Here is a 23,354-nt window from a genome sequence, read left to right as displayed (position 1 = left end):
TAATGATATAAAAAATCCTATGAAAATCGGATTCGTAAGCAGGAAGGGAGCGGTAAGGGCTTTAATGGCGGAAGCAATAGCGAGAAAACTCCTGCAAGATGCGGGTATAAAGGCTGAGATTTACTCCGCAGGTCTTGAACCCGAGAGGAGCACACCCAGGGAGGTGATAGAGGTATTGAGGGAGAAGGGATACCTAACGAGGGGACTTTATCCCAAACCCCTCAGGAAGATTCCCTATAAACAGCTTGACGTTCTTGTAATTCTTGACAACGAGATAAAGGAAAAGTGTGAGTTCGTCCCCTCCCACAAAAGGAGGGAGAACCTCGCAATAGAGGAGCCAAAGAGCCTGAGCATTCCGGAGCTGAGAAGGTTAAGGGATAAGATAGAACAGGAACTGAGGGAGCTCTTCAAGCTTGAGGCAAAAAGCTCAAAATAGCCTTCCCATCTTAACCTCTTTCTTCTTCTCTTCTTTTAACTTTTCAATGTCAACATAATCCTTAATCATGTTTATAAACTCTTCCTCGGTAATCGTCTTTACCCCGTATTTCTTTGCCTTTTCAAGCTTCGTCCTTCCCGGCTCTTTCCCCACAACGAGGTAATCCGTTCTTGAGGTTACGCTGTTTGAGAACTTCCCTCCCAAGGACTCAACTATCTCCCCAGCCTTCTCCCTTGAACAGCACTCAAGGGTTCCCGTAAAGACAAAGGTCTTCCCCTTTAAAACGTCAGCTATCTTCTCGGTTTTTTTCTTCTCAAGGTTTACACCAGCTTTTTCAAGCTTCTCAAGAACCTTAAGGTTTTCGGGAACGGAGAAGAACTCCTTTATACTTTTCGCAACCTTGTATCCCACACCCTCAAGTCTCATAATCCTCTCTATGGGTATGTCTTTAAGCTCCCAGATGCTGTTTATTATCTCGGATATCTTCTTTGCGGTGGTTGAGCCAACATACCTTATTCCGAGTCCGTAAAGAACTCTATCTATGGGTCTGTTCTTGCTCTCCTCTATAGCCCTGAGAAGGTTTAAGGCGGACCTTTCACCGAATCCCGGAAGCCTGAGGAGGTCAAGGAGCTTCAGATAGTAAAGGTCCCCGACGTCCCTCACGAGTCCCCTGTTGAAGAGGAGCTTTACCGTCGCATCACCGAGACCTCTTATGTCCATAGCTTCCCTGCTTGCCCAGTGCTTTACCCTCAAAACGGACTGGGCGGGGCAACCTATGTTTATGCACCTCCTTGCCACTTCGTCGGGAAGCTTCACGAGCTCAGAACCGCAGGAGGGACACCTTTCGGGAAATACTATCTCCCTTTCTTCCCCGCTTCTCTTTTCCTTTAAAACGTCCGCTATGTAAGGTATTACGTCTCCCGCCCTCTCAACGAGAACGTAGTCCCCGATTCTTATATCCTTCTCCCTTATAAAGTCTTCGTTAAAGAGGGAAACGGAAGATACCGTAACGCCTCCAACCTGAACGGGTTCAAGCTTCCCAACGGGTGTAATCGCTCCCGTCCTTCCAACCTGGAAAACAACATCAACGAGCTGTGTTACCGCCCTTCTCGGTTTGAACTTGTAGGCTATAGCCCACCTCGGGTGGTGTGAGGTGTATCCAAGTTTCTCGTAAAGCCTTCTGTCGTTTACCTTAACGACCATCCCGTCTATCTCGTAGGGATAGGTATCTCTTTTCTCTTCCCACTCCTTGCAATACTCTATTACCTCATCTATTCCCCTGCACAGCTTCGTATCCTTAAAAAGGGTTTTAAAACCGAGTGTATCAAGCATTTTAAGAGATTCGTAGTGGGTTTTAGGGTCCCTCTCTGGAGGCTCTACGTATGAGAGCTGATAAACTACCGCCTCGAGCCTTCTCTTTGCAACTTCTTTCGGGTCCTTCTGCCTTATTGAGCCGGCTGCAGCGTTTCTGGGATTTGCAAAGGGGGGAAGTCCCTCCTCTATCCTTTCCTGATTGAGCTTTTTAAACTCCTCCTTATTTATAACTACCTCTCCCCTAATCTCCGCCAGCTTTATCCCGAACCTTGAAAATTCCGCCTTTAAAGGTATTGTTTTTATCGTCTTCAGGTTGTTGGTAATGTCTTCTCCGTATTCCCCGTCTCCCCTCGTCGCTCCCCTTACGAAAATATCGTCCTTATAAACGAGAGCTATGCCCGCACCGTCAAGCTTCGGTTCAACCGTATACTCAACAACCTCAAAACCGGTAAGCTCCCTTACCCTTCTGTCCCACTCTTTGAGCTCCTCCTCGGTGTAGGCATTATCAAGGGAGAGCATGGGTGCGTAGTGCTTTACCGTTGGGAACTCTCCCGTTATCTCGCTCGCAACCCTCTGGGTGGGGGAGTCGGGAGTTATAAGCTGGGGAAACTTCCGCTCTATCTCCTTCAGAGCCCTGAATAATCTGTCATAGTCGTAATCGCTTATTACGGGACTTGCCTGAACGTAATACTTGTAGTCGTGAAACCTGATAACTTCTTTCAGTTCTTCCGCAAGCCTTTTTGCTTCCTCAAGGCTTAAATCTTTAAGGCTCTTTATTCGCTCTAAAAGCTCCCTCGTCTTTTCTATAAGCTCCCTTTCCCTTTCGGGGGTGAACATAATTTATAAATCTACTTCAATAAACTTTAGTCTTGAGCCCTCACCCCTCACTATCTTCAGGCTTCTCTTTGGAACTCCGATAAATCGTGAAAGGAGTTCAAGAACCCTCTCGTTTGCCCTCCCCTTCTCTGGAGGTTCTTTTACCTTTACCTCATACTCTTCCTCGGATAGCTTTTTAACCTCTTCCTTTTTTGACTTCGGTTTAACCTTCACCTTAATTATCATTCCTCGGGAACTTCCCTTCCCTTGTATATTATCGTGTAAACGATGACAAAGCCGTCTATGCCGTGTTCCTTTGCGTAGGTTACTTTAACGTCAACTATCTCGTTCCCCTCTTCGTAAATGCCTTCAAGAACTTCATTCAGCTTCTCGGTAATCTCGTGGGTATTTCCCTCAAGGTCAACGACCAGAGCTCCAACTTTTTCCATAGTATAGATTATATTTATTCTTTATGAAACTGAAGGCTTTTATTTTACTCTTAATGGTTTTTACGCTGTTTTCCTGTAAGGGAGAAGAGCCAAAGGAGAAGGTTGAGGCAAAATCCATTATTCCAAAGAACAAGTATGCCCTTCTCATAGTTGAGAGCAAGAGCTGTATATACTGCGCTCAGTTAAAGAAGGACCTCAAAACGGAAAGTATCTTGAAAGAATCCCTGAAGGGAATGGACCTCTTTATGCTCACCTATGAGAACTATACCCCCGTGAAAACGAATATAGGCGGTAAGATAAAGGAAGTTCCCGAAAAGGAGCTTGCGAGGGAGTTGAGGGCAACCTCTTTCCCGAACTTAATCTTTTACGATAAAGACGGAAACCTCATCCTCCAGATACCGGGATACCTGCCCCCCAAGGAGCTTTCATGCGTTATAAACTACGTAAAGAAAGAGGTTTTCAAGAAAGAGGAGCTTAAGGATTATATGAAGAAATGTGCGTAAATGCGGTTTTATTTGACCTTGATGGAACTCTTATAGACTCCGCGGAAGATATAGCCCTTGCCCTTAAGAAAACCTTGAAGGAGATAGGACTTGAGGAGTATTACCCGAAGGATATAAGGCCCTACATAGGGGGAGGAGTTAAGGCGCTTCTTGAGAGAGTTCTGGGGGATAAGTTCAGGGAGGAATACGTTGAGCTTTTCAGGAAGTATTACCTTGAGAACCCTGTTGTTTATACGAGAGTTTACGAAGGCGTTCCGGAAGTTCTTGAAAAGCTAAAGGAGGACAAGGTAAAGCTTGCGGTTGTTTCAAATAAGCTTGAGGAGCTTTCAAGGGAAATTCTGAGGAGACTCGGCATTATAAACTACTTTGAGTTTATAGCGGGAGGGGATACTTTTCCTGAGAAAAAGCCCTCACCTCTTCCCGTAATAAAAACCCTTGAACACCTTGGAATTGAGCCCCAGAAGGCTATAATAGTCGGGGATACGGAGGCTGATATTTTATCTGGGAAAGGAGCGGGGACGATAACCGCCCTTGCGGAATGGGGATACGTAAGACTGAACTCGGAAAAGCCAGATTTCGTATTGAAAAAACCCGAGGATTTGTTAAAAATTTTAGACTCTCTCCGCTGCCCTTAGCTTTGCACTCCTTGAGGCGGGATTTTCCCTGATTTCTTCTTCTGAGGGAGTGATGGGCTTTTTTGTGAGTATTCTGAAAACCCCTTCTTTTTCCTTTTCCTTCATAAATCTCTTCACTATCCTGTCCTCAAGGGAGTGAAAGCTTATGACAACGAGTCTTCCTCGGGGATTCAGGTGTTCTGGAGTCTTGTAAAGGGCTTCTTCAAGGGATTCGAGCTCCCTGTTTACCTCTATTCTTATTGCCTGGAAGGTTTTCGTTGCGGGGTGTATCCTCCCGTGCTTGTAGAATTCGGGAACCGTAGACATGATTACCTCAACAAGTTCTCCCGTCGTTTCTATGGGCTTTTTCTCCCTCCTGTTTACTATCGCCTTTGCTATTCTTACCGCAAACTTCTCCTCCCCGTATTCTTTAAGTATTCTTATGAGCTCCCTTTCCGGGTATGTGTTCACAACCTTGTAAGCGGTTAATGTCTGTTCCTTATCCATTCTCATATCAAGGGGTGCGTCTATCTGGAAGGAAAACCCCCTCTCACTTTTCAGTTGATACATGGAAACGCCGAGGTCAAATAGGATTCCGTCAACCCTTTCAACTCCTTCAGCCCTCAGAACTTCGTCAAAATAACGGAAATCCGCTTTATATAACGATATTCTGTCGGAAAACTCTTTAAGATTTTCCTTCGCTATCTCTATAGCCTCCTCGTCCCTGTCTATACCTATGAGGTATATATCCTTTTTCCTTTTCAGTATCTCCCTTGCATGCCCTCCGAGTCCCAATGTGCAGTCAAGGTAAATCTTGCCTTCATTTCCCGTAAGTATATCAACGCTTTCCTTTAGAAGAACGGGTCTGTGCATCACTCGAGAAGTTCCGAAATCTTCTTCTCAAGTATCTTTCTCGTCTCCTCCCTTATTATGTCAACAACACCTATGTCAAGGAGAACCTTCTCAACCTCTTCCCTCAGAACGGACTCAAGGGCATCCTTTATATACTCCCTTACCTCCGCTTTAATTTCCTCTCTCAAGCCCTGGAGGGTTTCAGATATAGCCTCAACGAGGACGATTTTTACAAATTTCTCATCGGAAAGCTTTTCTGAGAGCTTCTGCACAATTTCCTTTTCAGGTTGGAAAGCCTGCGGAGGAGCTTGAACCTCTTCCTTAATTTCCTCTTTCTCCTCTTTTTCTTCTCCTTCGGTTTCTTCAAAGGATAACATATGGGTTGTTTCTATAAGGCCCTCTTCTTCCTCGGGCTTTGCTTCCTCCTTTTCCCTTTCCTTTCTTGTTTCCCTGTAGAGTTTATCAACCTCTTCTTTTACGAGTTCTGCGGGGACATCCCTGTTTAAAACGGACTTGTGTGGAAGATTTATCTTCTCAACGTCTATCGGAAAGAGTTCATCAAGGAGTATTAAAAACGGCTTTTCCCTTATTCCCGGAATTTCAGCCAGTTCCATAAGATTTTTTTCCGCGATGGAACCCGATATTGCATCAAACACTATAAGGTCTGCATAAATCCCCTTCTCCTTTACAGCCTTCATATTTTTTACAACTTCCGTTCTGTAGTTATCTTTTAAAACTTTTTCCAGATTATCCGTAAGTCTCTTATCAAAACTTACTATTAGAACGAGGGGCTTTTCCCCTTCTTCTATCTTCTGGACAGATTCCGTTTTTTCTTCTACAGGAACCGCTTCTTCCTTTTGTTCCTTCTCGGCTGTTTCAATTTTCTCGGATGTTTCTTCAAACATCTTGTTAATTATTTCTTCGGGGGGTGCTTCCCTTGAGATAAGAATTTTTTTAGGTGGTTTTATATTGTTAACGTCAACGGGAAAGAGCTCGTCGTAAAGTATCACGTATTTCTGGTTTTGGAACTTCTTCTCGTAAAGGTGGTTTATCTCCTCTTCAGATATTGCTCCCGATATAGCATCAAAGACGATAACGTCTATATCCGGAGGGGAGAGGGCTATCGCTTCCTCCGCGTTTTTTGCCGTATAAACCTCGTATCCCTCAAGTTGCGCCTTTAAACTGTCTACTAGATTCTTATCAAAAGAGACTATCAGAATTTTCATTTAAATTCCCTCCTTATTTATTTTCTATCTCGTTTATGAGTTCATCAACTATTTTCTTTGCCTTTTCAACGCTTTCCTCCTTAAGAATCTTTTCGGTGTGGAAAAGGAGTTTTACGGCCTTCAGTTTTTTGAGTATTTCTTCTCTGTTGAGTTTGTCTTTTCTTTCTTCAACTTTTTTAATTATCTTAACCTCCCTGAGCTCAGAAACGGTTAAATAGAAAAAGCTCACGTAAATAACGAATATAAAAGCAAGGAGGCCTCCAAAAACGGGCTTTGAAACAAGGAAAATTATGAACTCATCAAGGGAAGGCTTTCTAACGTAAACTTCCACACTATCCCCTTCAACTCTTCTTACCGATATGTCGTATTTTGCTAAATCAAGAGGTTTTAACGTGTTCGCGGTTCTTATTATTTTTCCCTCTTTATTTATCTTCACCGCAAGTAGCTCGGGATAGGGGAGGTAAACGATATTTTGCTGGGGTATTGATATAAGCAAGGCCGCTATATCTTCCCCGATTTTTTTATTTCTTTCCGTAACAAATGCGGAATAGGATACGTAGAAGGAAGCCATTGTGAAGAAAACGAGTAAGAGCCAAATCAAAAGAAGAATAATTTTTTTCATTAGCCTCCTCCCAGCGTAAGCTCCCTCACGAGGACAGAGGGTGAGCCCACGCTCCCGTAAAACCTTAGGTCTTCACCCACACCCTCAACATTTTTAAAGAGCTCAAGTATATTCCCCGCCACCGTAATTCCCCTTACGCTTTTTTCTTTTTTTCCCTTCTTAAAGAGAACACCCGAACACCCGAGGGAGAAGTCCCCGGATATAGGGTCAACGGTGTGGAGTCCCATAACCTCAAGGATTAAGAAAACCTCGTCGTAGGAGGATAGGAGCTCCTCAAGGCTTTTGTCTCCCTGCTGGAGGTAAAAGTTTGTCGTTCCCGATGAGGGGAGTTCCTTGTAGCTTCCCCTAACAGAGTTTCCGGTGGGATTTTCCCCCGATTTTTTTGCTGTGTATAGGCTGTGAAGAAATCCTTTAAAAACTCCTTTTTCTATAACCTCTTTCCTTAAGGTAGGAATGCCCTCCGCATCGTAGGGAATGGTTGCAAAGCCTTCTTTGAGGGTCCCGTCGTCTATAATCGTTATCCTTTCGTTCGCAACCTTTTCTCCGACTTTTCCTTTCAGAAGTGTTTTCCCCTTTACGTAGTAATCCCCTAAAAACATTGGGCTGAAGGCATCAAGTAGCATCGCAAAGGAGTCCCTGAAAAATACAACGGGCATGCTTCTCGTCTCAAAGGGCGAGGGCTTGAGGAGGTTTACGGTCTTGAAAACCGCATCCTTTACCATATCCCTCCAATCAAGGCTTTTAAGCCTTCTTGATGCTCTGAACTCCCATGCTATAGCGCTGTCTCCGTTTTCGGTCGCGAGTGTTGATATCATTGCGGAATAAGAGGTTCCCCTGTAGGAGTACTCAACGCCGTAGGAGTTTTTCATATATACCTCAAACTCAACCTCTGTGAGGGTTGATTTCCTGACACCGACTATTCTCTTATCAAGCTCCTTTGCGTACTTCTCCATGAAGACGGGAATCTCCATCTTCTCCTCAAGGGGAGTTTTTATTCCCTCTTCGTCGTAAACGGATTCCGCTTTTGCCTCCTCAAGTTTTTCTACAAAAGCATTTCCCTCATCGGGCTCCTGTATGTCGCACATCTCCATGGCTTTCTCAACCGCGTCCCTTATTTCATCTTCGCCTATGTAAGAGGTGTATGCAAAGCCGAGTCTATTATCCTTAAGAACCCTTATCCCGAGTCCCCCCTCCTCCGCTGAGGATATATTCTCAACTTCCTCGTTTGAGACCTCTATCTTTGTTTTCTTTTTTCTCTCAAAGAAAAGCTCAAACTCGTAACCGGGTTTTATATACTTCTTTACGAGGTTTTCTAAGTTTTCCATAAATAGAATTTTAGCTTAGGCTTCCCCTTTCTTCCTCATTTTTGCCTTCCTTTTACGTAATCTCTCTTCCTGGAGTCTCTCCTTTAGAGTTTTGGGTCTCGGTCTCTTATCGCTTTTGTGCTGAGCTCCGCTGAAGGTCGCCTCTTTGAGTAGCTCCTCGTGTTTCTTTTCCTCTTCCCTCTCAACCTCCTGAACTTCTTCAGCAGAAGTTATCTGAACGTTAAAGAGTGTGTTGAGGGTCTGGAGCTTTACTCTGTCCATCATATCCTCAAAGAGCTCGTAAGCCTCCCTTTTATACTCAATTATCGGGTCCTTACCCGCGTATCCCCTGAGGTATATACCTTCCCTTAGTTTATCAAGGGTGTGAAGATGTTCCCTCCATGCGTTATCAAGTATGTTAAGGAGGATAACCCTCTCAAGCTCCCTCATAGCTTCCTGGCTTCCTATCTCCTTTTCCTTCTCCTCGTAAATCTTGAGAAGTTCCTTGTAGAGCTTATTTATCAGCTCTTCCTTATCCCTTACCTCGGGAATATTAACCTCCCTTCCCGTTAGCTCCTTCAGGAAGTTCTTTAAGGGTTCCGTATCCCAAAGCTCGGGGTCCTCTTCGGGGAGAAATTCGTGAACCCTTCTCTCAAGTATTTCCCTCAGAAACTCTTTTATCTTCTCTTTGAGGTTTTCCCCTTCAAGAATGCTTCTCCTCAGGGTATATACAACGTCCCTCTGGGTGTTCATTACGCTGTCAAACTCGTAGAGTCTTTTCCTTATCTGGAAGTTCTGGGCTTCAACTCTCTTTTGGGCATTCTCAAGGGCTTTTGATACCATTCTGCTCTCTATGGGTTCTCCCCTTTCTATCTTCATCATGTCCATGAGTTTGCTAACCCTATCCCCTCCGAAGAGTCTGAGAAGGTCGTCCTCAAGGGAGAGTATGAACCTGCTCTCTCCTGGGTCTCCCTGCCTTCCCGCTCTACCCCTTAATTGGTTGTCTATCCTCCTTGATTCGTGCCTTTCTGTTCCTATTACGAGGAGCCCTCCAAGCTTCTTCACTTCTTCCTTTTCCTTTTCGGTTATCTTGTAGGCCTCTTCAAGGGCTTTCTTGAACTCCTCCTCGGTTGCCTCTTCAGGATTGAGTCCCTTTTCTTTTAGCATCTCTTTTGCCAGGTATTCGGGGTTTCCTCCGAGGAGTATATCCGTTCCCCTTCCCGCCATGTTCGTTGCTATTGTTACCGCTCCCACTCTTCCCGCCTGGGCTATGATTTCCGCTTCCCTCTCGTGATGCTTTGCGTTAAGAACGTTATGGGGAATACCCTTCTTGAGTATTTCCTTAACCCTCTTTTCTACCTCTTCAAAAGGAATGTTTAACCTCTTTGCGGTCTCCTCAAGCCTTTTCTGGAAGCTCTTCCTGTTTGCTATTTCCTTTAAGAGTTTCTTGTTCCTGAGGAGTGAGGATAGCCTTTCGTTGTCCTCTATTGAGACTGTTCCCACAAGAACGGGTCTTCCGAATACGTGGTTCAGGAACACCTCCTCAACAACCCTTTCCCACTTCTCCTCTTTCGTCTTGTAAACGAGGTCGGGGAGATCCCTCCTTATCATGGGCTTGTGAGTAGGTATGACAACGACGTCAAGCCCGTAAATTTCTTTAAACTCAAGGGCTTCCGTTTCCGCGGTTCCCGTCATTCCCGCAAGTTTTCTGTATAGCTTGAAGTAATTCTGGAAGGTTATTGAGGCAAGCGTCTGGTTTTCCTCCTTTACCTCAACCCCTTCCTTTACCTCTATGGCTTGGTGGAGGCCGTCGGACCATCTTCTTCCCGGAAGAACCCTTCCCGTGAACTCGTCAACTATTAAAACCTCTCCGTCCCTCACTATGTAGTGGACATCTTTCTTAAATAGGTGGTGTGCCCTTATGGACTGGAGTATGGCGTGGAGGAGGTCTATGTGCTTCAGGTCGTAAAGGTTGTCTATATTCAGCATCTCCTCAACTTTCCTTATTCCCTTCTCCGTCAGGTTAACGGTTCTGTTCTTCTCGTCAACGGTAAAGTCCTCGTCCTTTTTAAGCTGTCTAACAACCTTGTCCGCCACGTAGTAAATCTCCGTATCTATCTGGGAGGGGCCTGAGATTATGAGGGGTGTTCTCGCTTCGTCTATGAGTATGGAGTCAACCTCGTCAACTATGGCGTAGTTATGCCCCTTTACCTGAACAATTTCTTCTTTTGAGAATGCGAGGTTATCCCTAAGGTAGTCAAAACCGAACTCGTTGTTGGTTCCGTAGGTTATGTGGGCCTCGTAGGCCTTTCTCCTGTGGTCAACTTCCTTAAGAACGGTGAGGTAAGCCTTCTTTGCGTCTATATTCACCTTCTCGGAGGGAAGTATCTCCTCAAAGAAGCCCTTGGGCCATACCCTCAGGTCCTTTTCTATGGCTTCCTTCACCTTTTCGGGGTCAGCCCACTCAACGAGGTAGGTCTTTCCGTCGGAGTTTATTACGCCAACATCAAGACCGAGGAACTTGTATATGGGTCCCATCCACTGGGCGTCTCTTCTTGCGAGGTAGTCGTTTACCGTGACGACGTGAACCCCCTCATCGGTCATTCCGTTTACCGCTGCGGGAGAGGTGGCAACGAGGGTTTTCCCTTCCCCCGTTTTCATCTCCGCTATCTTCCCCTCGTGGAGAACAAAGCCCCCAATTAACTGAACGTCAAAGTGTCTGAGACCCAGCGTTCTCTTTGCCGCTTCCCTTACAAGGGCAAATCCCTTTATAACCTCATCTGTTATCTCACCTTCTATAACTTTTTGTTTCAGTTCCTCGTCAAGTCTTATTTTGTCGTGAAGCTCCTGGGCTTCAAGAACTATCTCCTTATTCGTTAACGAATCAAGCTCCTTCTCAAGCTCGTTCACTTTTTCCACGAACTTCCTGAGTCTCTTTACTTCCCTTTCGTTCTTCGTTCCGAAAATCTTTTTAGCAATCCATCCAAGCATCTTAATTTAATATAATTTATTCTTATAAACTTAAGGGGAGGAGATAATTATATAACCGGGGCTTTATACGTTATAAAAAGTGCTTATTCCTATAAAGGGATAAGAGTTTTAGAATGTATTAATGGAGCTTTACTCTCAAGGAGGGAAGGTATGAACAAGCTTGTTCTTGAGAAATTAACGGAGCAAAAGGAAAGCCCCGAGTATATGCAGATAAGCTGGGCTGCTGCAATGACCCTCGGTCTTATTCCCGGTGAGTTTTACAGGGATACGAAGCTTAGCTGTATAAACACGCTCCTCACATACCCTTCGGGGTGTCACGCAACCTGTGCATACTGCGGACTCCAGAAAGCCCGCGACATAGAATACTCCAAGAAGAATTTCATAAGGGTTGAGTGGCCTACTGTAAAGCTTGACGAGATAATAGAGAGAACGAAGAAGGTGGGGCATGCCGAAAGGCTCTGTATATCCCAGATAACCCACCCGAGGGCTATAAGGGACACCAAGTATATACTTGAGAAGGTTCACAGGGAGCTCGGAGAACAGCTCTTTATATCCGTTCTCCTGAACGCAACGGGACACACATACGAGGACCTTGAGGATTACAAGCGTCTCGGAGCGGACACGCTAACGGTTGCCATTGACGCTGCAACGCCCGAACTCTTTGAGAAGCTAAGGGGAAGACCCATGAACAGCCCCCACAGATGGGAAACCTACTGGAAGGTTCTTGAGTGGTGTGCGGACATAATGGGGGACGGATACGTTGGGGCTCACCTCATAGTCGGACTCGGGGAAACGGAAGAGGAAATGGTGAGAACAATCCAGAGGGTAAGAGACCTCGGGGGAAGAACGCACCTCTTCTCCTTCTGGCCTGAAGAAGGTTCACTCATGGAAAAGGAAAAGCCCTGTCCCGCACCCCAGTACAGAAGGGTTCAGATGGCAAGATACCTTATAGACAACGGACTTGCCCGTTATGAAGATATGAAGTTTAACGAAAAGGGACAGATAATAGACTGGGGAGTTTCTAAGGAGGTGTTTGAAGAGATATTCTGGAGCGGAAGACCCTTCATGACTGCGGGATGCAGGGGTAAGACAACCGAAGTTGCCTGTAACAGACCCTTTGGGGATTGCTCAGTCACGGACATAAAGAGCTATCCCTTCAAGCCTAACAAGAACGACCTCAAGAGGATAAGAAAACAGATATTTGATTACGATATGGAAACCCACTATCCCGACATACTAAACCCCAGTTCCTTCAGGTATGCCCACTAATTTGTAAGTAAGTTATAATTAACCATTATGAGAAAGGTTTTCTTTTTCGCTCTTCTTCCTTTAACAATTTTTGCAGCTGAAAAGGACGAGCTTTTTAAGAAGGGATACGAGGTTTACAAGAGGAGCTGTAGTGCCTGCCATGTTGAGTATATGTCCCCACAGGAAATAAGGAAGATTAGAATGACGGTAATGAGAGGGGGAAAACCTCCCATAAGTGCCCCTCCGATGAACGAGGTTTCCGCGAGAGTTAAACACTTTTACCCCAATGAACTTGAGTTTGTAGAGTTTGTTAAGGACTACATAACCAATCCCTCAAGGGAGAAAGGAGTATGTATGCCTATGGCCTTTAAGCTCTTTGGGGTAATGCCTCCGATAGGGAAAACCCTTACCGAAGAAGAAAAGGAAGCGGTAGCTTACTGGCTTTATCACAGGTATAAGGAAACCTGGAGAGGTATGAAAAGGGAAATGATGGGAGACATGAAAGGAAAAATGATGGGGAGGTAAGCCTCCCCCTTTCACAGAGATTTGTAGCAGAACCACCAGTCATAACACTCAATTTCGCCGGCTTCCGCTTTCTTGAGTCTCTCTTGAGCTTCTTGAACGCTTGTTGCCGGCGGAACGATTACCTTGTCCTTGAGGTCGGGATTTTCCGGCCAATTTACCGGCGTTGCCACTCCGTATTTGTCGGAGGTTTGCAGAGCCTTAACTGCTCTTACTATCTCGTCAATGTTTCTTCCTATCTCTTGGGGGTAGTAAAGGATTAACCTTATTATTCCCTTGTCGTCAACGATGAAGACAGCTCTTACGGTGTTTGTTCCTTTCTTGGGATGAATCATTCCCAGTCTTTTCGCAACTTCTCCCATGTCATCCGCAATTATCGGGAAGGTAATCTCAACACCCGTTTTTTCCTTAATCCACTCAACCCACTTGATGTGGGCGAACACCTGGTCAACCGAGAGACCTATAAGCTCGCAGTTGAGCTTATCAAATTCTTCCTTCTTTCTCTGGAAGGCTATGAACTCAGTTGTGCATACCGGGGTAAAGTCCGCAGGGTGGCTGAATAAAACAAACCACTTACCCTTGTAGTCGTCAGGAAGCTTCTTAACGCCATGCGTTGTTTTAACCTGAAGCTGAGGAAACTCCTCACCTATTAAAGGAATCCTTGTCTCTTCCATCTTTCTTCCCTCCACCGAAGTTTTTCAGATATAAAAATATGCTTATAAAATAAATTTATCAATATGTGACTTAAGCTTTTGACTTGAAACCGTGTAAAGCTAATACGTAATAGCTCTGAAATCAAGAAGTGAGAGTGGCTTTCAACTCCACACGGTTAATTAGAAACCCCGCACTCCTCCGTAGAGATTATAAAGTTCTGTAAATAACTTATGAAATTTCCGAACTCAAGAAACTCCACATAATTTTCGGAAATTCGGAGTGCGGGAAAAGGCTCAAAAATTCAGCCTCATTTTCTCCGCATTACTCAAAGCAAAAATAAACGTATCATCAAAACATCAATACATCTTTATATCCCGATGCACGCTCCCTATTCCGTTGCCAAGAAGCCATAAGGAGCTCTTTAGCCCTTCTTGGTATATTATAACCTTAAATGAAAAAAACAAGATTTTCTTCTTACGAGGAGTATAGGGAGTATTTCCTGAGACTTATAGAGCTTGAGAGGGAGGCAAACAGGGAGCTACATATAAACGAGATAAAGAGGCTGAGCGGTAAGGAAAGGGAAAGGAGGGGAAGGGCAATACTGAATATGAGGGCAAAGCCCGTAGGAAGGGGAATAGGGGGCGTTTACCTCGTCAGATACTCAAGACCTGAAGGGCTACCAAAGACCGAGATTTCCGTCGGAGATATCGTTCTCGTTAGCAAGGGGAAGCCAACGGGAAAGGAAGTTCAGGGAACGGTTGTTGAGAAAACAAAGTATTACCTTGTAGTTGCTTTTACCGAAAAACCGCCACCCTACGCGCTCGGTAGGAACGTCAGGATAGACCTATTTTCAAACGAGATAACCTTCAACAGGATGGAGCAAGCACTTGAGAGGTTTAAAAACCATCCCCTCAGGGATTTAATCCTCGGAAGGGAATATCATTAATCATAAGATGAAGGTTAAGGTAAAGAGGTTCAAGGATGGAAACTTCGTCTGGAGTGAGTATGAGGTTGACGGTGAGGGAAGAACCGTTCTTGAGATACTCCAGAGGATAAAGGAGGAAATTGACCCGACCCTTTCCTACAGGGCTATGTGCAGGGCGGGAATATGCGGAACCTGTGCGGTTAAGGTAAACGGGGAACACAAACTTGCCTGCAACACGAGAGTTTACGACGATATAACGATAGAACCCGTTGATATAGCGACTCCCATTAAGGACCTCGTCGTTGACCACGAATTTATTTACGAAAAGTTGAAAAAAGGTAAAGTCTGGTTTGACCCCCTTCCTACGAACATTCCCTTGAAGCCTGACGAACTTAAAAATACAGAAAAAAGCTGGGACTGCATACTCTGCGGAATATGTAATTACGTATGCCCCGCAATCCAGGAAGATAAAAACTTCGGGCTTCCCTCAACCTTTACAAAGGCCTACGGCGTTGTATTTGATAAGCGGAACGCTAATAAAGAGAAACTTAAGGACCTCGTTCCCCTGAACATTCAGAGCTGTACCCATTGTAAGAACTGCACCTTCTCCTGTCCCAAGGACTGCACGCCCGAGTTCTTAATAACTATCCTGGAAAATAATATGGTAAGGTATGGTTTAATAAGTAGGAAGGAGCAGGACTTCGGATTTTTAGGATTTTAAAATGGCAGATGAGAAAAGAGCTCTCTCCAAGGCTCATAAGGCTACCCTTCTTCTCCTTTCCCTACCCGAAGAGGTGAGTATGAACATAATAAAGGAGCTTTCGGAAGAAGAGCTCCAGAGACTCTTTGAACTCGCAAAGGAGGTGGACTCGGTATCCGAGGAAGAGCTTGAGGAGATAGCGGAAGAACTCCTCCAGGAAGTAAAGAAGACGGGAAAGAAGATAAAAGAGCCCGAGGAGTTCATAGAATCCCTGAAGAAGGTCCTCCCACCTTCCTTAACCGAAAGGTTTAAGGGCATCCTTGAGCTCGGAGACGTTGAGAAGATTTTAAAGGAAATAGAAAAGGTGGACAGCAGAATTCTTGCGGGACTCATAAGGAACGAGCACCCCCAGACGATTGCCCTCTTCCTCTCACAGCTTAGCCCGAAAAAGTCCGCGGAAATCCTCCAGAACCTTCCAGAAGAATTAAGAAAGGAGGTGGTAAAGAGGATAGCGACCCTTGAGAATGTGAACCTCCAGTATGTAAAGGAGCTCGCTCAGATAATCCTTGAGGAGCTCCACTCCCTCGGCGTTAAAGAGTCCATGAAGCTTGAAGGTGTGGGCATTGCAGCGGAGCTTCTGAACACCCTTGACAAGGAAACAAGGGAAGCCATTCTCCAGACGATAGGTCAGGAGGACCCTATACTTGAAGAAAAAATAAGGGAAAGAATGTTTACCTTTGAGGACATAAGGAAGCTATCCGACAGGGACATCATAGAAATCCTAAAGGTTGTGGATAAGAACACGCTGATGATAGCCCTTAAAGAAGCTCCCGAGGATATAAAACAGAAGTTCCTCTCAAATATGTCAAAGAGGGCTGCGAAGCTCTTCCTTGAGGATATGGAGGCCCTCGGACCTGTCAAGAAGTCAGAAGTTGAGAAGGCTCAGAAACAAATCGTTAATATCATCAGAAAGATGATAGATGAAGGAAAGATAGAAATAGGAGAGTGATTTTATTCACATTTTAAATATTTAACACCCCACTCCTGGATTGCATCAAAAACCCTTTTCAACTCCTTTCCCGTATCCGTTAGGCTGTATTCAACCTTAGGAGGGACTTGTGGATAAACCTTCCTCTTAATTATCCCCGCTCTCTCAAGTTCCCTCAACTGCTTCGTTAACATCTTTTGCGTTATACCGGGAATAGCCTTGTGGAGTTCCGAGAATCTCTTTGTTCCTTCCATAAGCTCACGTATGATTAGAAGCTTCCACTTTCCGCTCAAAACATCAATGAAGAACTCAACAGGGCAGTGATACTCCTTACCCTGAAAGGTAATCCTCCCTTCTTTAGTTTCCATAAGGATAGTATATATCATTCAAGTCAGTTCTTGACAATATGACAATAAAGCCCTACCGTAGAAGAAACCGGTTAAGGAGGTGAAGCCATGGCAAGGCTCGTTAAGTTTTCCGAAAAGAAGCCTTATAAACTTGAAGTCGGGGAGGAGGTTTATTACATATGCCAGTGCGGACTTTCAAAAAAATTCCCCTTCTGCGACGGCTCCCACAAAAAGACGAAAGACGAAGAGGAAGGCAAGCTATACGTATACGACGAAAACGGAAGAGTTGAGATAGGTCCCTAATCCTTTTTCTCTTTCTTCCTTGTAAAATATTCACGATATGGATAAAACAGCCATTCTTGCCCTGGAGGACGGCTCCTACTTCATCGGATACTCCTTCGGAGCGGAAGGGGAAACGGAAGGGGAGCTCATCTTCAACACATCCATGACTGGATACCAGGAAATACTCACAGACCCCTCCTACAAGGGACAGATAGTTGTTATGACCTATACCCAGATAGGCAATTACGGCGTGAACGACGAGGACGTAGAGAGCAAAAAGGTTCAGGTAAACGGCTTCGTTGTAAAGGAGACCTTTTTCAGATACTCAAACTGGAGGGCTAAAAAAAGCCTGGACGAATACCTGAAGGAGAACGGCGTTGTAGGGATATACGGCATAGACACGCGGGCACTCGTGAAAAAGATAAGGGAAAAGGGAAGCATGAGAGGTGTCATCTCAACGATTGAGAAGGACCCCAGAAAGCTCGTTGAGAGGGCAAAGAGAGTTCCCGATATATCGGAGCTAAACCTCGTTGAAGAGGTAGCTACAAAAGAGATATATTACTGGGAACAGGGGGACCTTGACCTTCTTAAAGGCTTCCTAAAGAGGAATAACGATAAGCCCCTCATAGCGGTTGTTGATTTCGGAGTAAAGTTTAACATTCTGCGGAGGCTTTACACCGAAGGGGCGAAGGTTGTCGTAATTCCCCCTTACAATACGAGGGAAACAATTGAGAAGTTAAATCCAGATGCCATATTCCTCTCAAACGGTCCGGGAGACCCCGAGAGAGTTGTTGAGGGGATAAGGCTCGTGAGGGAGTATATGGAGAAAAAACCAATAATGGGGATATGTCTCGGTTGCCAGATTATAGGGCTTGCCCTCGGCGGGAAGACCTACAAGCTAAAGTTCGGACACCACGGAGGAAACCACCCCGTAAAGGATTTGAGAACGGGAAAAATAGAGATTACCGCGCAGAACCACAACTTCGCGGTTGACCCCGAAAGCCTCCCCGAAGACGTTGAAGTAACTCACATAAACCTCCTTGACAACACCGTTGAGGGGATAAGACACAAACACCTTCCCATATTTGCGGTTCAGTATCACCCCGAAGACGCACCGGGACCCCACGACTCTTATTACCTGTTTAAAGAGTTCGTTGAGATGGCACAAAGATGAGGAGTTTAATAAGCGTCTCTGACCTAAAAAGGGAAGAGATTGAAGAAATATTAAGGCTCGCAAAGGGCTTTAAAGAGGGAAAAGGAGAAAAGATAAGTGCTTCGGTTGTTTTATTCTTTGCGGAACCCTCAACGAGAACCCGTTTATCCTTTGAGAAATCCGCAAGGGAACTGGGAATGGAGACTTATCTCGTTAGCTCCTCAGAAAGCTCAACGGTGAAGGGAGAGAGCTTTTACGACACGTTGAAGACCTTTGAGGGGCTCGGATTTGACTACGTCGTTTTCCGCGTTCCCTTCGTCCTGTTTCCCTACACGGAGATAGCAGACAGCTTAAACCTAAGGTTGATAAACGCGGGGGACGGAACCCATCAACACCCATCCCAGGGACTTATAGACCTCTTTACGTTAACGGAACATTTCGGAGACATTAAGGGCCTGAACATTCTGTACGTAGGGGATATAAAGCACAGCAGAGTATTCCGTTCGGGAGCACCCCTTTTTAAGATGTTCGGGGCAAAGGTGAGCGTCTGCGGACCCTCAACGCTAATTCCGAGGGATATTAAGGTTTTCGGAATTGAGAAGGTTTTCAGCTCCGTTGACGAAGGTATTGAGTGGGCGGACGTCGTCATATGGCTAAGACTCCAAAAAGAGAGACAAAAGGAAAACTACATACCTTCAGAAAGCTCTTACTTCAAGAGGTTCGGGCTCACACCCGAGAGGTATGAGAAGGTTAAGCTCTACATGCACCCGGGCCCCGTGAACAGAAACGTTGATATATCCTACGACCTGCTTTACACGGAAAAATCTCTTATACAGAAACAGGTTGAGAACGGCATTCCCGTGAGGAAAGCCATATACAAATTCTTATGGACCTAGCGAAATACGTTTTTGCGGTTCTCTTCAACGAAAACTACAGGGAGAGCTACGAAAAAGCCCTTCGGGAAATAGAAAAGCTTTTCGGGAAGGTTGACCTCATTTCGGAGGAGTTCCGTTTTCCCTTCCTTGAGAGATACTACTCAAGGGAGATGGGAAGGCCTCTTATAAAGGTTTACCTCTCGGTTGAGGGATTAAGGGACAAGGGAGAACTCCCCGAGGTAAAAAAGAAGGCTATGGAGATAGAGAAGAAACTTTCCCTGAGCGGGAAAAGGACCGTGAACCTGGACCCCGGATACATTGACGAGAGCCAGTTAATCCTTGCTTCCCGCAAAAGGAGAGGAGCCCGTGTTTACCTGAGAGAGGGAGTTTATGCGGAGATAGAACTTCTCTTCGTTTACGACGAGTTCAGACCCCTGTACTGGACCTATCCCGATTACAGACACACTCCTGTAAGGGAGTTCTTTAAAAAGGTTAAGAAGAAGTTTTTAAAGGAGCGGAAGCTTAAAAACATTTTGTAAAATCTCTTTTTTATGGAGCTGATAAAGGAGTATAACCCCTACCTTGAGTATAAAGATGGAGAGCTTCACATAGAAGGAGTTTCCTTTAAGGAACTTGCGAAGGAGTTCGGAACCCCCCTTTACGTTTACAGCGCAAGCTACATAAGGGACCGATTTAACGCATACAGGGAAGCCTTTCCCGATGCCCTCATATGCTACGCCATAAAGGCAAACTTCAACCCCCGTATAGCGGAGCTTCTCGGAAAGCTCGGAGCGGGAGCGGACATAGTCTCCGGAGGGGAGCTTTACGTAGCCCTGAAGGCGGGAATATCCCCCGATAAGATAGTTTACGCGGGCGTAGGGAAGACGGAAAAGGAGTTAACGGAAGCGGTGAAGGCGGACATACTCATGTTTAACGTTGAGAGCAAACAGGAGATAGAGGTATTAAACGATATTGGCCAAAGGCTCGGGAAAAAGGTGAGGATATCGGTAAGAGTGAACCCCGACGTTGATCCCAAAACCCACCCCTACATAGCAACGGGAATGCAAAAAAGCAAGTTCGGCATAGACATAAGAGAGGCACCCGAGGTTTACGAATACGCTTCAAAGTTTAAAAACATAGAAATTGTGGGCATACACTCCCACATAGGCTCTCAGATACTTGACATATCCCCCTACAGGGAAGCGGTTGAGAAGGTTGTAAACCTCTATGAGGAGCTAACGAAAAGGGGATTTAACATAAGGTATCTGGATATCGGTGGGGGACTTGGTATAAAGTACAGGCCAGAGGATAAAGAGCCGACACCTAAGGATTTGAGGGAGCTTATAGAACCCTACATCTCAAGTGTTGAGGCAAAACTCGTCCTTGAGCCCGGAAGGTCCATAACGGGGAACGGGGGATTTCTCATAACCCAGGTTCAGTTTACGAAGGATAAGGGGAACAAGCACTTCATAATAGTTGACGCGGGAATGAATGACCTAATAAGACCTGCGATTTACAACGCTTACCACCATATCGTTCCCGCGGTTCTTAAAGATAGGGGAAGCGTGAAGGCGGACATCGTAGGACCCATATGCGAAACGGGGGACTTCCTTGCCCTTGACAGGGAGATTCAGAGGTCCGAAAGGGGAGATTACCTCGTTGTTTTTTCCGCGGGAGCTTACGGCTTTGCGATGTCTTCCCACTACAACGTAAGACCGAGGGCTGCGGAGGTTCTCGTTGATAACGGTAAAGTGAGCCTAATCAGGAGAAGGGAGGACTACGACTACATAATAATTAGCTAAAGGAGGTAGGAAAAATGAAGTTTTTCTTAGACACCGCAAACGTTGAGGAGATTAAAAAGGCTATGGAGTGGGGCATTCTTGACGGCGTCACAACCAATCCCACTCTCATATCAAAAACGGGAAGACCCTTTAAAGAGGTCGTGAAGGAAATACTTGAACTCGTTGAGGGACCCGTAAGCCTTGAGACCGTTTCCTTGGACGCGGAGGGAATGATAAGGGAAGGGAGAATGCTTGCGGAACTCGGGGAGAACGTTGTCGTAAAGATACCCCTCACACCCGAAGGTCTAAAGGCTGTCCAGACCCTTGAGAGCGAAGGAATACCAACAAACGTAACCCTCGTTTTCTCACCGACTCAGGCACTTCTCGCTGCAAAGGCGGGAGCTTCCTACGTATCCCCCTTCGTGGGAAGGATAGACGATATAAGTGGTGATGGAATGAAGCTCATTGAGGAGGTTAAAACCATATTCTCAAACTACGAGTTTGATACGGAGATAATAGTCGCAAGCGTAAGACATCCAATGCACGTTCTTGAAGCGGCACTAATTGGTGCGGACATATGCACAATGCCCTTTAAGGTAATGGAGCAGCTCTTTAAACATCCCCTTACGGACATAGGTCTTGAAAGATTCCTCAAGGACTGGGAAAAAGTTCCCGAAAAACCCTTCTGAGGCTATCATATAAACAGGAGGTTATTATGGAAGAAAAGAAATACGTTGCTGTTCCCTTTGCCCTCGTCGGTTTCTTCGTTACCGACAAGCCGAGCGTAGAGGAAAGCATAAGAACGGACCTCACCCCCGAGGAGCTTGAGAAGCTCCAGGACCTCATAGCCCGCTTTCTGTTTAAGGAAGGTGTGAGAGTTGCCATTTATCCCTCCGTCGTTCCTCCCGAGCAGGCTTCCGAAGCTGTTAACGAGCTTGAAAACCTTATATTCGGAGAGGAGGAAGGGGGTTAATGGTAAGGGTTATAGTCTGCGGTGCTCTCGGGAGAATGGGAAGGAGGATTATTGAGTTATCTCTCCAGGATAAGGAAGTTGAGGTTGTGGGAGGAGTTGAGCACCCGGACTGCATTCCCTCCCTTGACCTCGGGGAAGCCCTCGGAAAGGAAGAGTTAAAAGGAAAACCCTTAACGAGCAGGCTTGAGGAGCTTCTTCCCTACGGGGACGTTGTGATTGAGTTTTCGGGAAATCCGACCGCCGCTGTAGGACACGCAAAGCTCACCGCCCTTGAGAAGAAGGCGATAGTTATAGGAACTACTGGTTTTACGGAAGAGGAGATTAAGGAGATAAAGGAACTCTCAAAGGAAGCACCCGTTCTCCTTTCACCAAACATGAGCCTCGGTGTGAACCTCCTTTTCAAGCTCGTTGAGATTGCGGCAAAGGTATTAAAAGACAAGAACGTTGATGCGGAGGTTATGGAGATACACCACAGGTTTAAGAAGGACGCACCCAGCGGAACTGCTGTAAAGCTCGCCCAGATACTTGCCGAAACCCTCGGGAAGAAGAAAATAGTCCACGGAAGGGAGGGACACGCCCCGAGGAGCGAGGACGAGATAGGGGTTATGGCCCTGAGGGGTGGGGACGTCGTAGGAGACCATACCGTTTTCTTCCTCGGATTCGGTGAGAGGCTTGAGCTCACCCACAGGGCTTCCTCAAGGGATACCTTCGCAAAGGGTGCTATAGAGGCGGCGAAGTGGATAAAGGGAAGAGAGCCGGGATTTTACACTATGTTTGACGTTTTAGGGCTCTAAAATAACTACTTTTTGGGGGATTAGCTCCCCGTTTACGTAAACCCCTTCCCTCACAAATATTCTCTTCACCTTTCCTTTTACGGGGCTCCTTATTTCCGTGTAATTCTTCAGAATCTTTAACCTCTCTATCTGTGCTTTTATCTCCTGAATTTTATACTCAACAACCTTTAGTTCCGCTTCCTTGTCCTCAAGTATGCTCTCGGCAAGAAGGTCCCTCTCAAACATCTCCTTATACCTTTTGTAATCCCTCTCCTTTTTCCACCTTTCAACCTCAAGCCCCTTTAGTTTTGCCTCAAGCTCTTTAATTCTCGCCTCGTAAAGCTCCGGGGATATCCTCAAAAGAACCTCCCCCTTTTTTACCCTCTTTCCTTCCTTTACGAAAACTTTCTCAACCCTTCCCTTGACTATTGCGTGAAGGACAATCTCCCCCGAAAAGGAGAAAAGGGGAAGGATGAATAAAATCAGCGCAAGCCCAAGACCTCTTCCCATGCCCTCACCATCTCCTCGTCAATATCAACGAGGATAACCTTCTCAAGATTTTTCGCGTTAAAGTTTCTAATCTCCTCAACCATAGCCCTTGCCGCTACATCCTTCGGAACTCCGCCGACCCCCGTTCCCATCCCCGGGAATGCTATAACCTTGAAGCCCTCTTTATCCGCAAGCTCAAGGGCTGCCCTCGTCGCTTTCCTTACCTTTTCCTCTGAGGAAGGCATAGCAGGCTCTTCCATCGTTGGAGCGTGTATAACCCCCTTGAACTTCAACCTTCCAGCGGTGGTGAGAACCGCGGAACCTACGGGAATGGGAGCCCTCTCCATAGCTTCCTTCTCTATTTCTTCCCCACCTTCCCTCTTTATAACACCCGCAACACCACCCCCCATAATGCCCTTACTGTTTGCGGGATTCACTATAACGTCCGCGTCAACTTCAAGGATACTTCCCTTTAAAACCTTTATGTCCATAATACATTTATCTTAATGTTTAAGCG

28 protein-coding genes are annotated in these 23,354 nt (G+C 45.7%); 16 read left to right on the top strand and 12 right to left on the bottom strand.

Annotated elements, in window-relative coordinates; all coding sequences use genetic code 11:
• The first annotated feature begins 19 nt into the window (after positions 1 to 19).
• Positions 20 to 436 carry a low molecular weight phosphatase family protein gene (locus tag ACYQZ0_RS03520; protein WP_459775210.1) on the top strand — a complete coding sequence of 139 codons (417 nt, stop codon included), beginning with the start codon at positions 20 to 22 and terminating at the stop codon, positions 434 to 436.
• Here the strand turns inward: ACYQZ0_RS03520 and ligA are convergent.
• Genes ligA through ACYQZ0_RS03505 form a run of 3 tightly spaced genes read right to left on the bottom strand, consistent with a single transcriptional unit; the run spans position 428 to position 3,015 of the window.
• On the bottom strand, positions 428 to 2,587 hold the full coding sequence (gene ligA, locus ACYQZ0_RS03515; RefSeq protein ID WP_459775209.1) for an NAD-dependent DNA ligase LigA: 2,160 nt from the start codon (positions 2,585 to 2,587) through the stop codon (positions 428 to 430). The genes ACYQZ0_RS03520 and ligA overlap by 9 nt on opposite strands.
• A 3-nt stretch (positions 2,588 to 2,590) precedes the next feature.
• Positions 2,591 to 2,812 (bottom strand): DUF167 domain-containing protein, encoded by a 222-nt coding sequence (locus ACYQZ0_RS03510; protein WP_459775208.1) that lies wholly within the window; start codon positions 2,810 to 2,812, stop codon positions 2,591 to 2,593.
• A complete protein-coding gene (locus ACYQZ0_RS03505; protein WP_459775206.1) occupies positions 2,809 to 3,015 on the bottom strand; it encodes a hypothetical protein in 207 nt (68 codons plus the stop codon). The genes ACYQZ0_RS03510 and ACYQZ0_RS03505 overlap by 4 nt, the downstream gene beginning before the upstream one ends.
• A 23-nt stretch (positions 3,016 to 3,038) precedes the next feature.
• On the opposite strand from ACYQZ0_RS03505, the gene ACYQZ0_RS03500 reads away from it, so the two are divergent.
• Together ACYQZ0_RS03500 and ACYQZ0_RS03495 are read left to right on the top strand one after the other, a co-directional pair.
• Complete coding sequence (locus ACYQZ0_RS03500) at positions 3,039 to 3,518, top strand: thioredoxin family protein (protein WP_459775204.1); 480 nt, start codon at positions 3,039 to 3,041, stop codon at positions 3,516 to 3,518.
• Positions 3,509 to 4,153, top strand: coding sequence for an HAD-IA family hydrolase (locus ACYQZ0_RS03495; RefSeq protein WP_459775202.1), 645 nt, complete (start codon positions 3,509 to 3,511; stop codon positions 4,151 to 4,153). Before ACYQZ0_RS03500 ends, ACYQZ0_RS03495 begins: the two co-directional genes overlap by 10 nt.
• On the opposite strand, the gene rsmH is transcribed toward ACYQZ0_RS03495, so the two are convergent.
• From rsmH to secA, 5 genes are read right to left on the bottom strand one after another with little or no spacing between them, the layout of a single operon-like run.
• Complete coding sequence (gene rsmH / locus ACYQZ0_RS03490) at positions 4,130 to 5,005, bottom strand: 16S rRNA (cytosine(1402)-N(4))-methyltransferase RsmH (protein ID WP_459775226.1); 876 nt, start codon at positions 5,003 to 5,005, stop codon at positions 4,130 to 4,132. The two genes, ACYQZ0_RS03495 and rsmH, sit on opposite strands and share 24 nt — an antisense overlap.
• Complete coding sequence (locus tag ACYQZ0_RS03485) at positions 5,005 to 6,210, bottom strand: hypothetical protein (RefSeq protein ID WP_459775200.1); 1,206 nt, start codon at positions 6,208 to 6,210, stop codon at positions 5,005 to 5,007. Before ACYQZ0_RS03485 ends, rsmH begins: the two co-directional genes overlap by 1 nt.
• Before the next feature lie 13 nt (positions 6,211 to 6,223).
• Positions 6,224 to 6,832 (bottom strand): hypothetical protein, encoded by a 609-nt coding sequence (locus ACYQZ0_RS03480; RefSeq protein WP_459775199.1) that lies wholly within the window; start codon positions 6,830 to 6,832, stop codon positions 6,224 to 6,226.
• Complete coding sequence (locus tag ACYQZ0_RS03475) at positions 6,832 to 8,157, bottom strand: TldD/PmbA family protein (protein WP_459775198.1); 1,326 nt, start codon at positions 8,155 to 8,157, stop codon at positions 6,832 to 6,834. The genes ACYQZ0_RS03480 and ACYQZ0_RS03475 overlap by 1 nt, the downstream gene beginning before the upstream one ends.
• Positions 8,158 to 8,172: 15 nt before the next feature.
• The gene (secA, locus tag ACYQZ0_RS03470; RefSeq protein ID WP_459775196.1) at positions 8,173 to 11,127 is read right to left on the bottom strand and encodes a preprotein translocase subunit SecA; all 2,955 of its coding nucleotides are present in this window, start codon (positions 11,125 to 11,127) and stop codon (positions 8,173 to 8,175) included.
• Between the two features lie 150 nt (positions 11,128 to 11,277).
• Between secA and ACYQZ0_RS03465 the strand changes: the two genes are divergently transcribed.
• Positions 11,278 to 12,396 carry a radical SAM protein gene (locus ACYQZ0_RS03465; RefSeq protein ID WP_459775194.1) on the top strand — a complete coding sequence of 373 codons (1,119 nt, stop codon included), beginning with the start codon at positions 11,278 to 11,280 and terminating at the stop codon, positions 12,394 to 12,396.
• A 27-nt stretch (positions 12,397 to 12,423) separates the two neighbouring features.
• Positions 12,424 to 12,900, top strand: a complete 477-nt coding sequence (locus ACYQZ0_RS03460; protein WP_459775192.1) for a c-type cytochrome — start codon at positions 12,424 to 12,426, stop codon at positions 12,898 to 12,900.
• A gap of 11 nt (positions 12,901 to 12,911) precedes the next feature.
• On the opposite strand, the gene ACYQZ0_RS03455 is transcribed toward ACYQZ0_RS03460, so the two are convergent.
• Entirely contained in the window at positions 12,912 to 13,571 is a 660-nt protein-coding gene (locus ACYQZ0_RS03455; RefSeq protein ID WP_459775190.1) for a peroxiredoxin, read from the bottom strand.
• A 431-nt stretch (positions 13,572 to 14,002) separates the two neighbouring features.
• Here ACYQZ0_RS03455 and ACYQZ0_RS03450 point away from each other — a divergent pair, with 431 nt between their 5' ends.
• The 3 genes from ACYQZ0_RS03450 to fliG are packed head-to-tail and all read left to right on the top strand — an operon-like array spanning position 14,003 to position 16,185.
• On the top strand, positions 14,003 to 14,497 hold the full coding sequence (locus tag ACYQZ0_RS03450) for a hypothetical protein (protein ID WP_459775188.1): 495 nt from the start codon (positions 14,003 to 14,005) through the stop codon (positions 14,495 to 14,497).
• A 7-nt stretch (positions 14,498 to 14,504) separates the two neighbouring features.
• Positions 14,505 to 15,197 carry a succinate dehydrogenase/fumarate reductase iron-sulfur subunit gene (locus ACYQZ0_RS03445; protein ID WP_459775187.1) on the top strand — a complete coding sequence of 231 codons (693 nt, stop codon included), beginning with the start codon at positions 14,505 to 14,507 and terminating at the stop codon, positions 15,195 to 15,197.
• Position 15,198: 1 nt separating this feature from the next.
• On the top strand, positions 15,199 to 16,185 hold the full coding sequence (gene fliG, locus ACYQZ0_RS03440) for a flagellar motor switch protein FliG (RefSeq protein ID WP_459775185.1): 987 nt from the start codon (positions 15,199 to 15,201) through the stop codon (positions 16,183 to 16,185).
• A 2-nt stretch (positions 16,186 to 16,187) separates the two neighbouring features.
• On the opposite strand, the gene ACYQZ0_RS03435 is transcribed toward fliG, so the two are convergent.
• The gene (locus tag ACYQZ0_RS03435) at positions 16,188 to 16,550 is read right to left on the bottom strand and encodes a winged helix-turn-helix transcriptional regulator (protein WP_459775183.1); all 363 of its coding nucleotides are present in this window, start codon (positions 16,548 to 16,550) and stop codon (positions 16,188 to 16,190) included.
• Between the two features lie 69 nt (positions 16,551 to 16,619).
• On the opposite strand from ACYQZ0_RS03435, the gene ACYQZ0_RS03430 reads away from it, so the two are divergent.
• From ACYQZ0_RS03430 to dapB, 8 genes are read left to right on the top strand one after another with little or no spacing between them, the layout of a single operon-like run.
• Positions 16,620 to 16,814 (top strand): CDGSH iron-sulfur domain-containing protein, encoded by a 195-nt coding sequence (locus ACYQZ0_RS03430; RefSeq protein WP_459775181.1) that lies wholly within the window; start codon positions 16,620 to 16,622, stop codon positions 16,812 to 16,814.
• Between the two features lie 37 nt (positions 16,815 to 16,851).
• Complete coding sequence (gene carA, locus ACYQZ0_RS03425; protein WP_459775180.1) at positions 16,852 to 17,967, top strand: glutamine-hydrolyzing carbamoyl-phosphate synthase small subunit; 1,116 nt, start codon at positions 16,852 to 16,854, stop codon at positions 17,965 to 17,967.
• Entirely contained in the window at positions 17,964 to 18,842 is an 879-nt protein-coding gene (locus ACYQZ0_RS03420; RefSeq protein WP_459775179.1) for an aspartate carbamoyltransferase catalytic subunit, read from the top strand. The genes carA and ACYQZ0_RS03420 overlap by 4 nt, the downstream gene beginning before the upstream one ends.
• Positions 18,833 to 19,360 (top strand): DUF4416 family protein, encoded by a 528-nt coding sequence (locus ACYQZ0_RS03415; RefSeq protein ID WP_459775177.1) that lies wholly within the window; start codon positions 18,833 to 18,835, stop codon positions 19,358 to 19,360. Before ACYQZ0_RS03420 ends, ACYQZ0_RS03415 begins: the two co-directional genes overlap by 10 nt.
• 18 nt (positions 19,361 to 19,378) lie before the next feature.
• Positions 19,379 to 20,623 carry a diaminopimelate decarboxylase gene (lysA, locus tag ACYQZ0_RS03410; protein WP_459775225.1) on the top strand — a complete coding sequence of 415 codons (1,245 nt, stop codon included), beginning with the start codon at positions 19,379 to 19,381 and terminating at the stop codon, positions 20,621 to 20,623.
• Positions 20,624 to 20,637: 14 nt separating this feature from the next.
• Positions 20,638 to 21,291: a fructose-6-phosphate aldolase gene (gene fsa / locus ACYQZ0_RS03405; RefSeq protein WP_459775175.1), complete on the top strand. Its 654-nt coding sequence runs from the start codon at positions 20,638 to 20,640 to the stop codon at positions 21,289 to 21,291.
• Between the two features lie 26 nt (positions 21,292 to 21,317).
• Complete coding sequence (locus ACYQZ0_RS03400) at positions 21,318 to 21,575, top strand: hypothetical protein (protein ID WP_459775173.1); 258 nt, start codon at positions 21,318 to 21,320, stop codon at positions 21,573 to 21,575.
• Positions 21,575 to 22,369: a 4-hydroxy-tetrahydrodipicolinate reductase gene (gene dapB, locus ACYQZ0_RS03395; RefSeq protein WP_459775171.1), complete on the top strand. Its 795-nt coding sequence runs from the start codon at positions 21,575 to 21,577 to the stop codon at positions 22,367 to 22,369. The genes ACYQZ0_RS03400 and dapB overlap by 1 nt, the downstream gene beginning before the upstream one ends.
• Here dapB and ACYQZ0_RS03390 read toward each other — a convergent pair.
• Entirely contained in the window at positions 22,358 to 22,858 is a 501-nt protein-coding gene (locus ACYQZ0_RS03390) for an efflux RND transporter periplasmic adaptor subunit (RefSeq protein ID WP_459775170.1), read from the bottom strand. The genes dapB and ACYQZ0_RS03390 overlap by 12 nt on opposite strands.
• Positions 22,831 to 23,328, bottom strand: a complete 498-nt coding sequence (locus ACYQZ0_RS03385) for an ADP-ribose-binding protein (protein ID WP_459775169.1) — start codon at positions 23,326 to 23,328, stop codon at positions 22,831 to 22,833. Before ACYQZ0_RS03385 ends, ACYQZ0_RS03390 begins: the two co-directional genes overlap by 28 nt.
• Between the last annotated feature and the right edge of the window lie 26 nt (positions 23,329 to 23,354).

It is taken from the genome of Aquifex pyrophilus (genome assembly GCF_054656935.1).
This window is presented reverse-complemented; position numbering and strand designations above follow the sequence as displayed.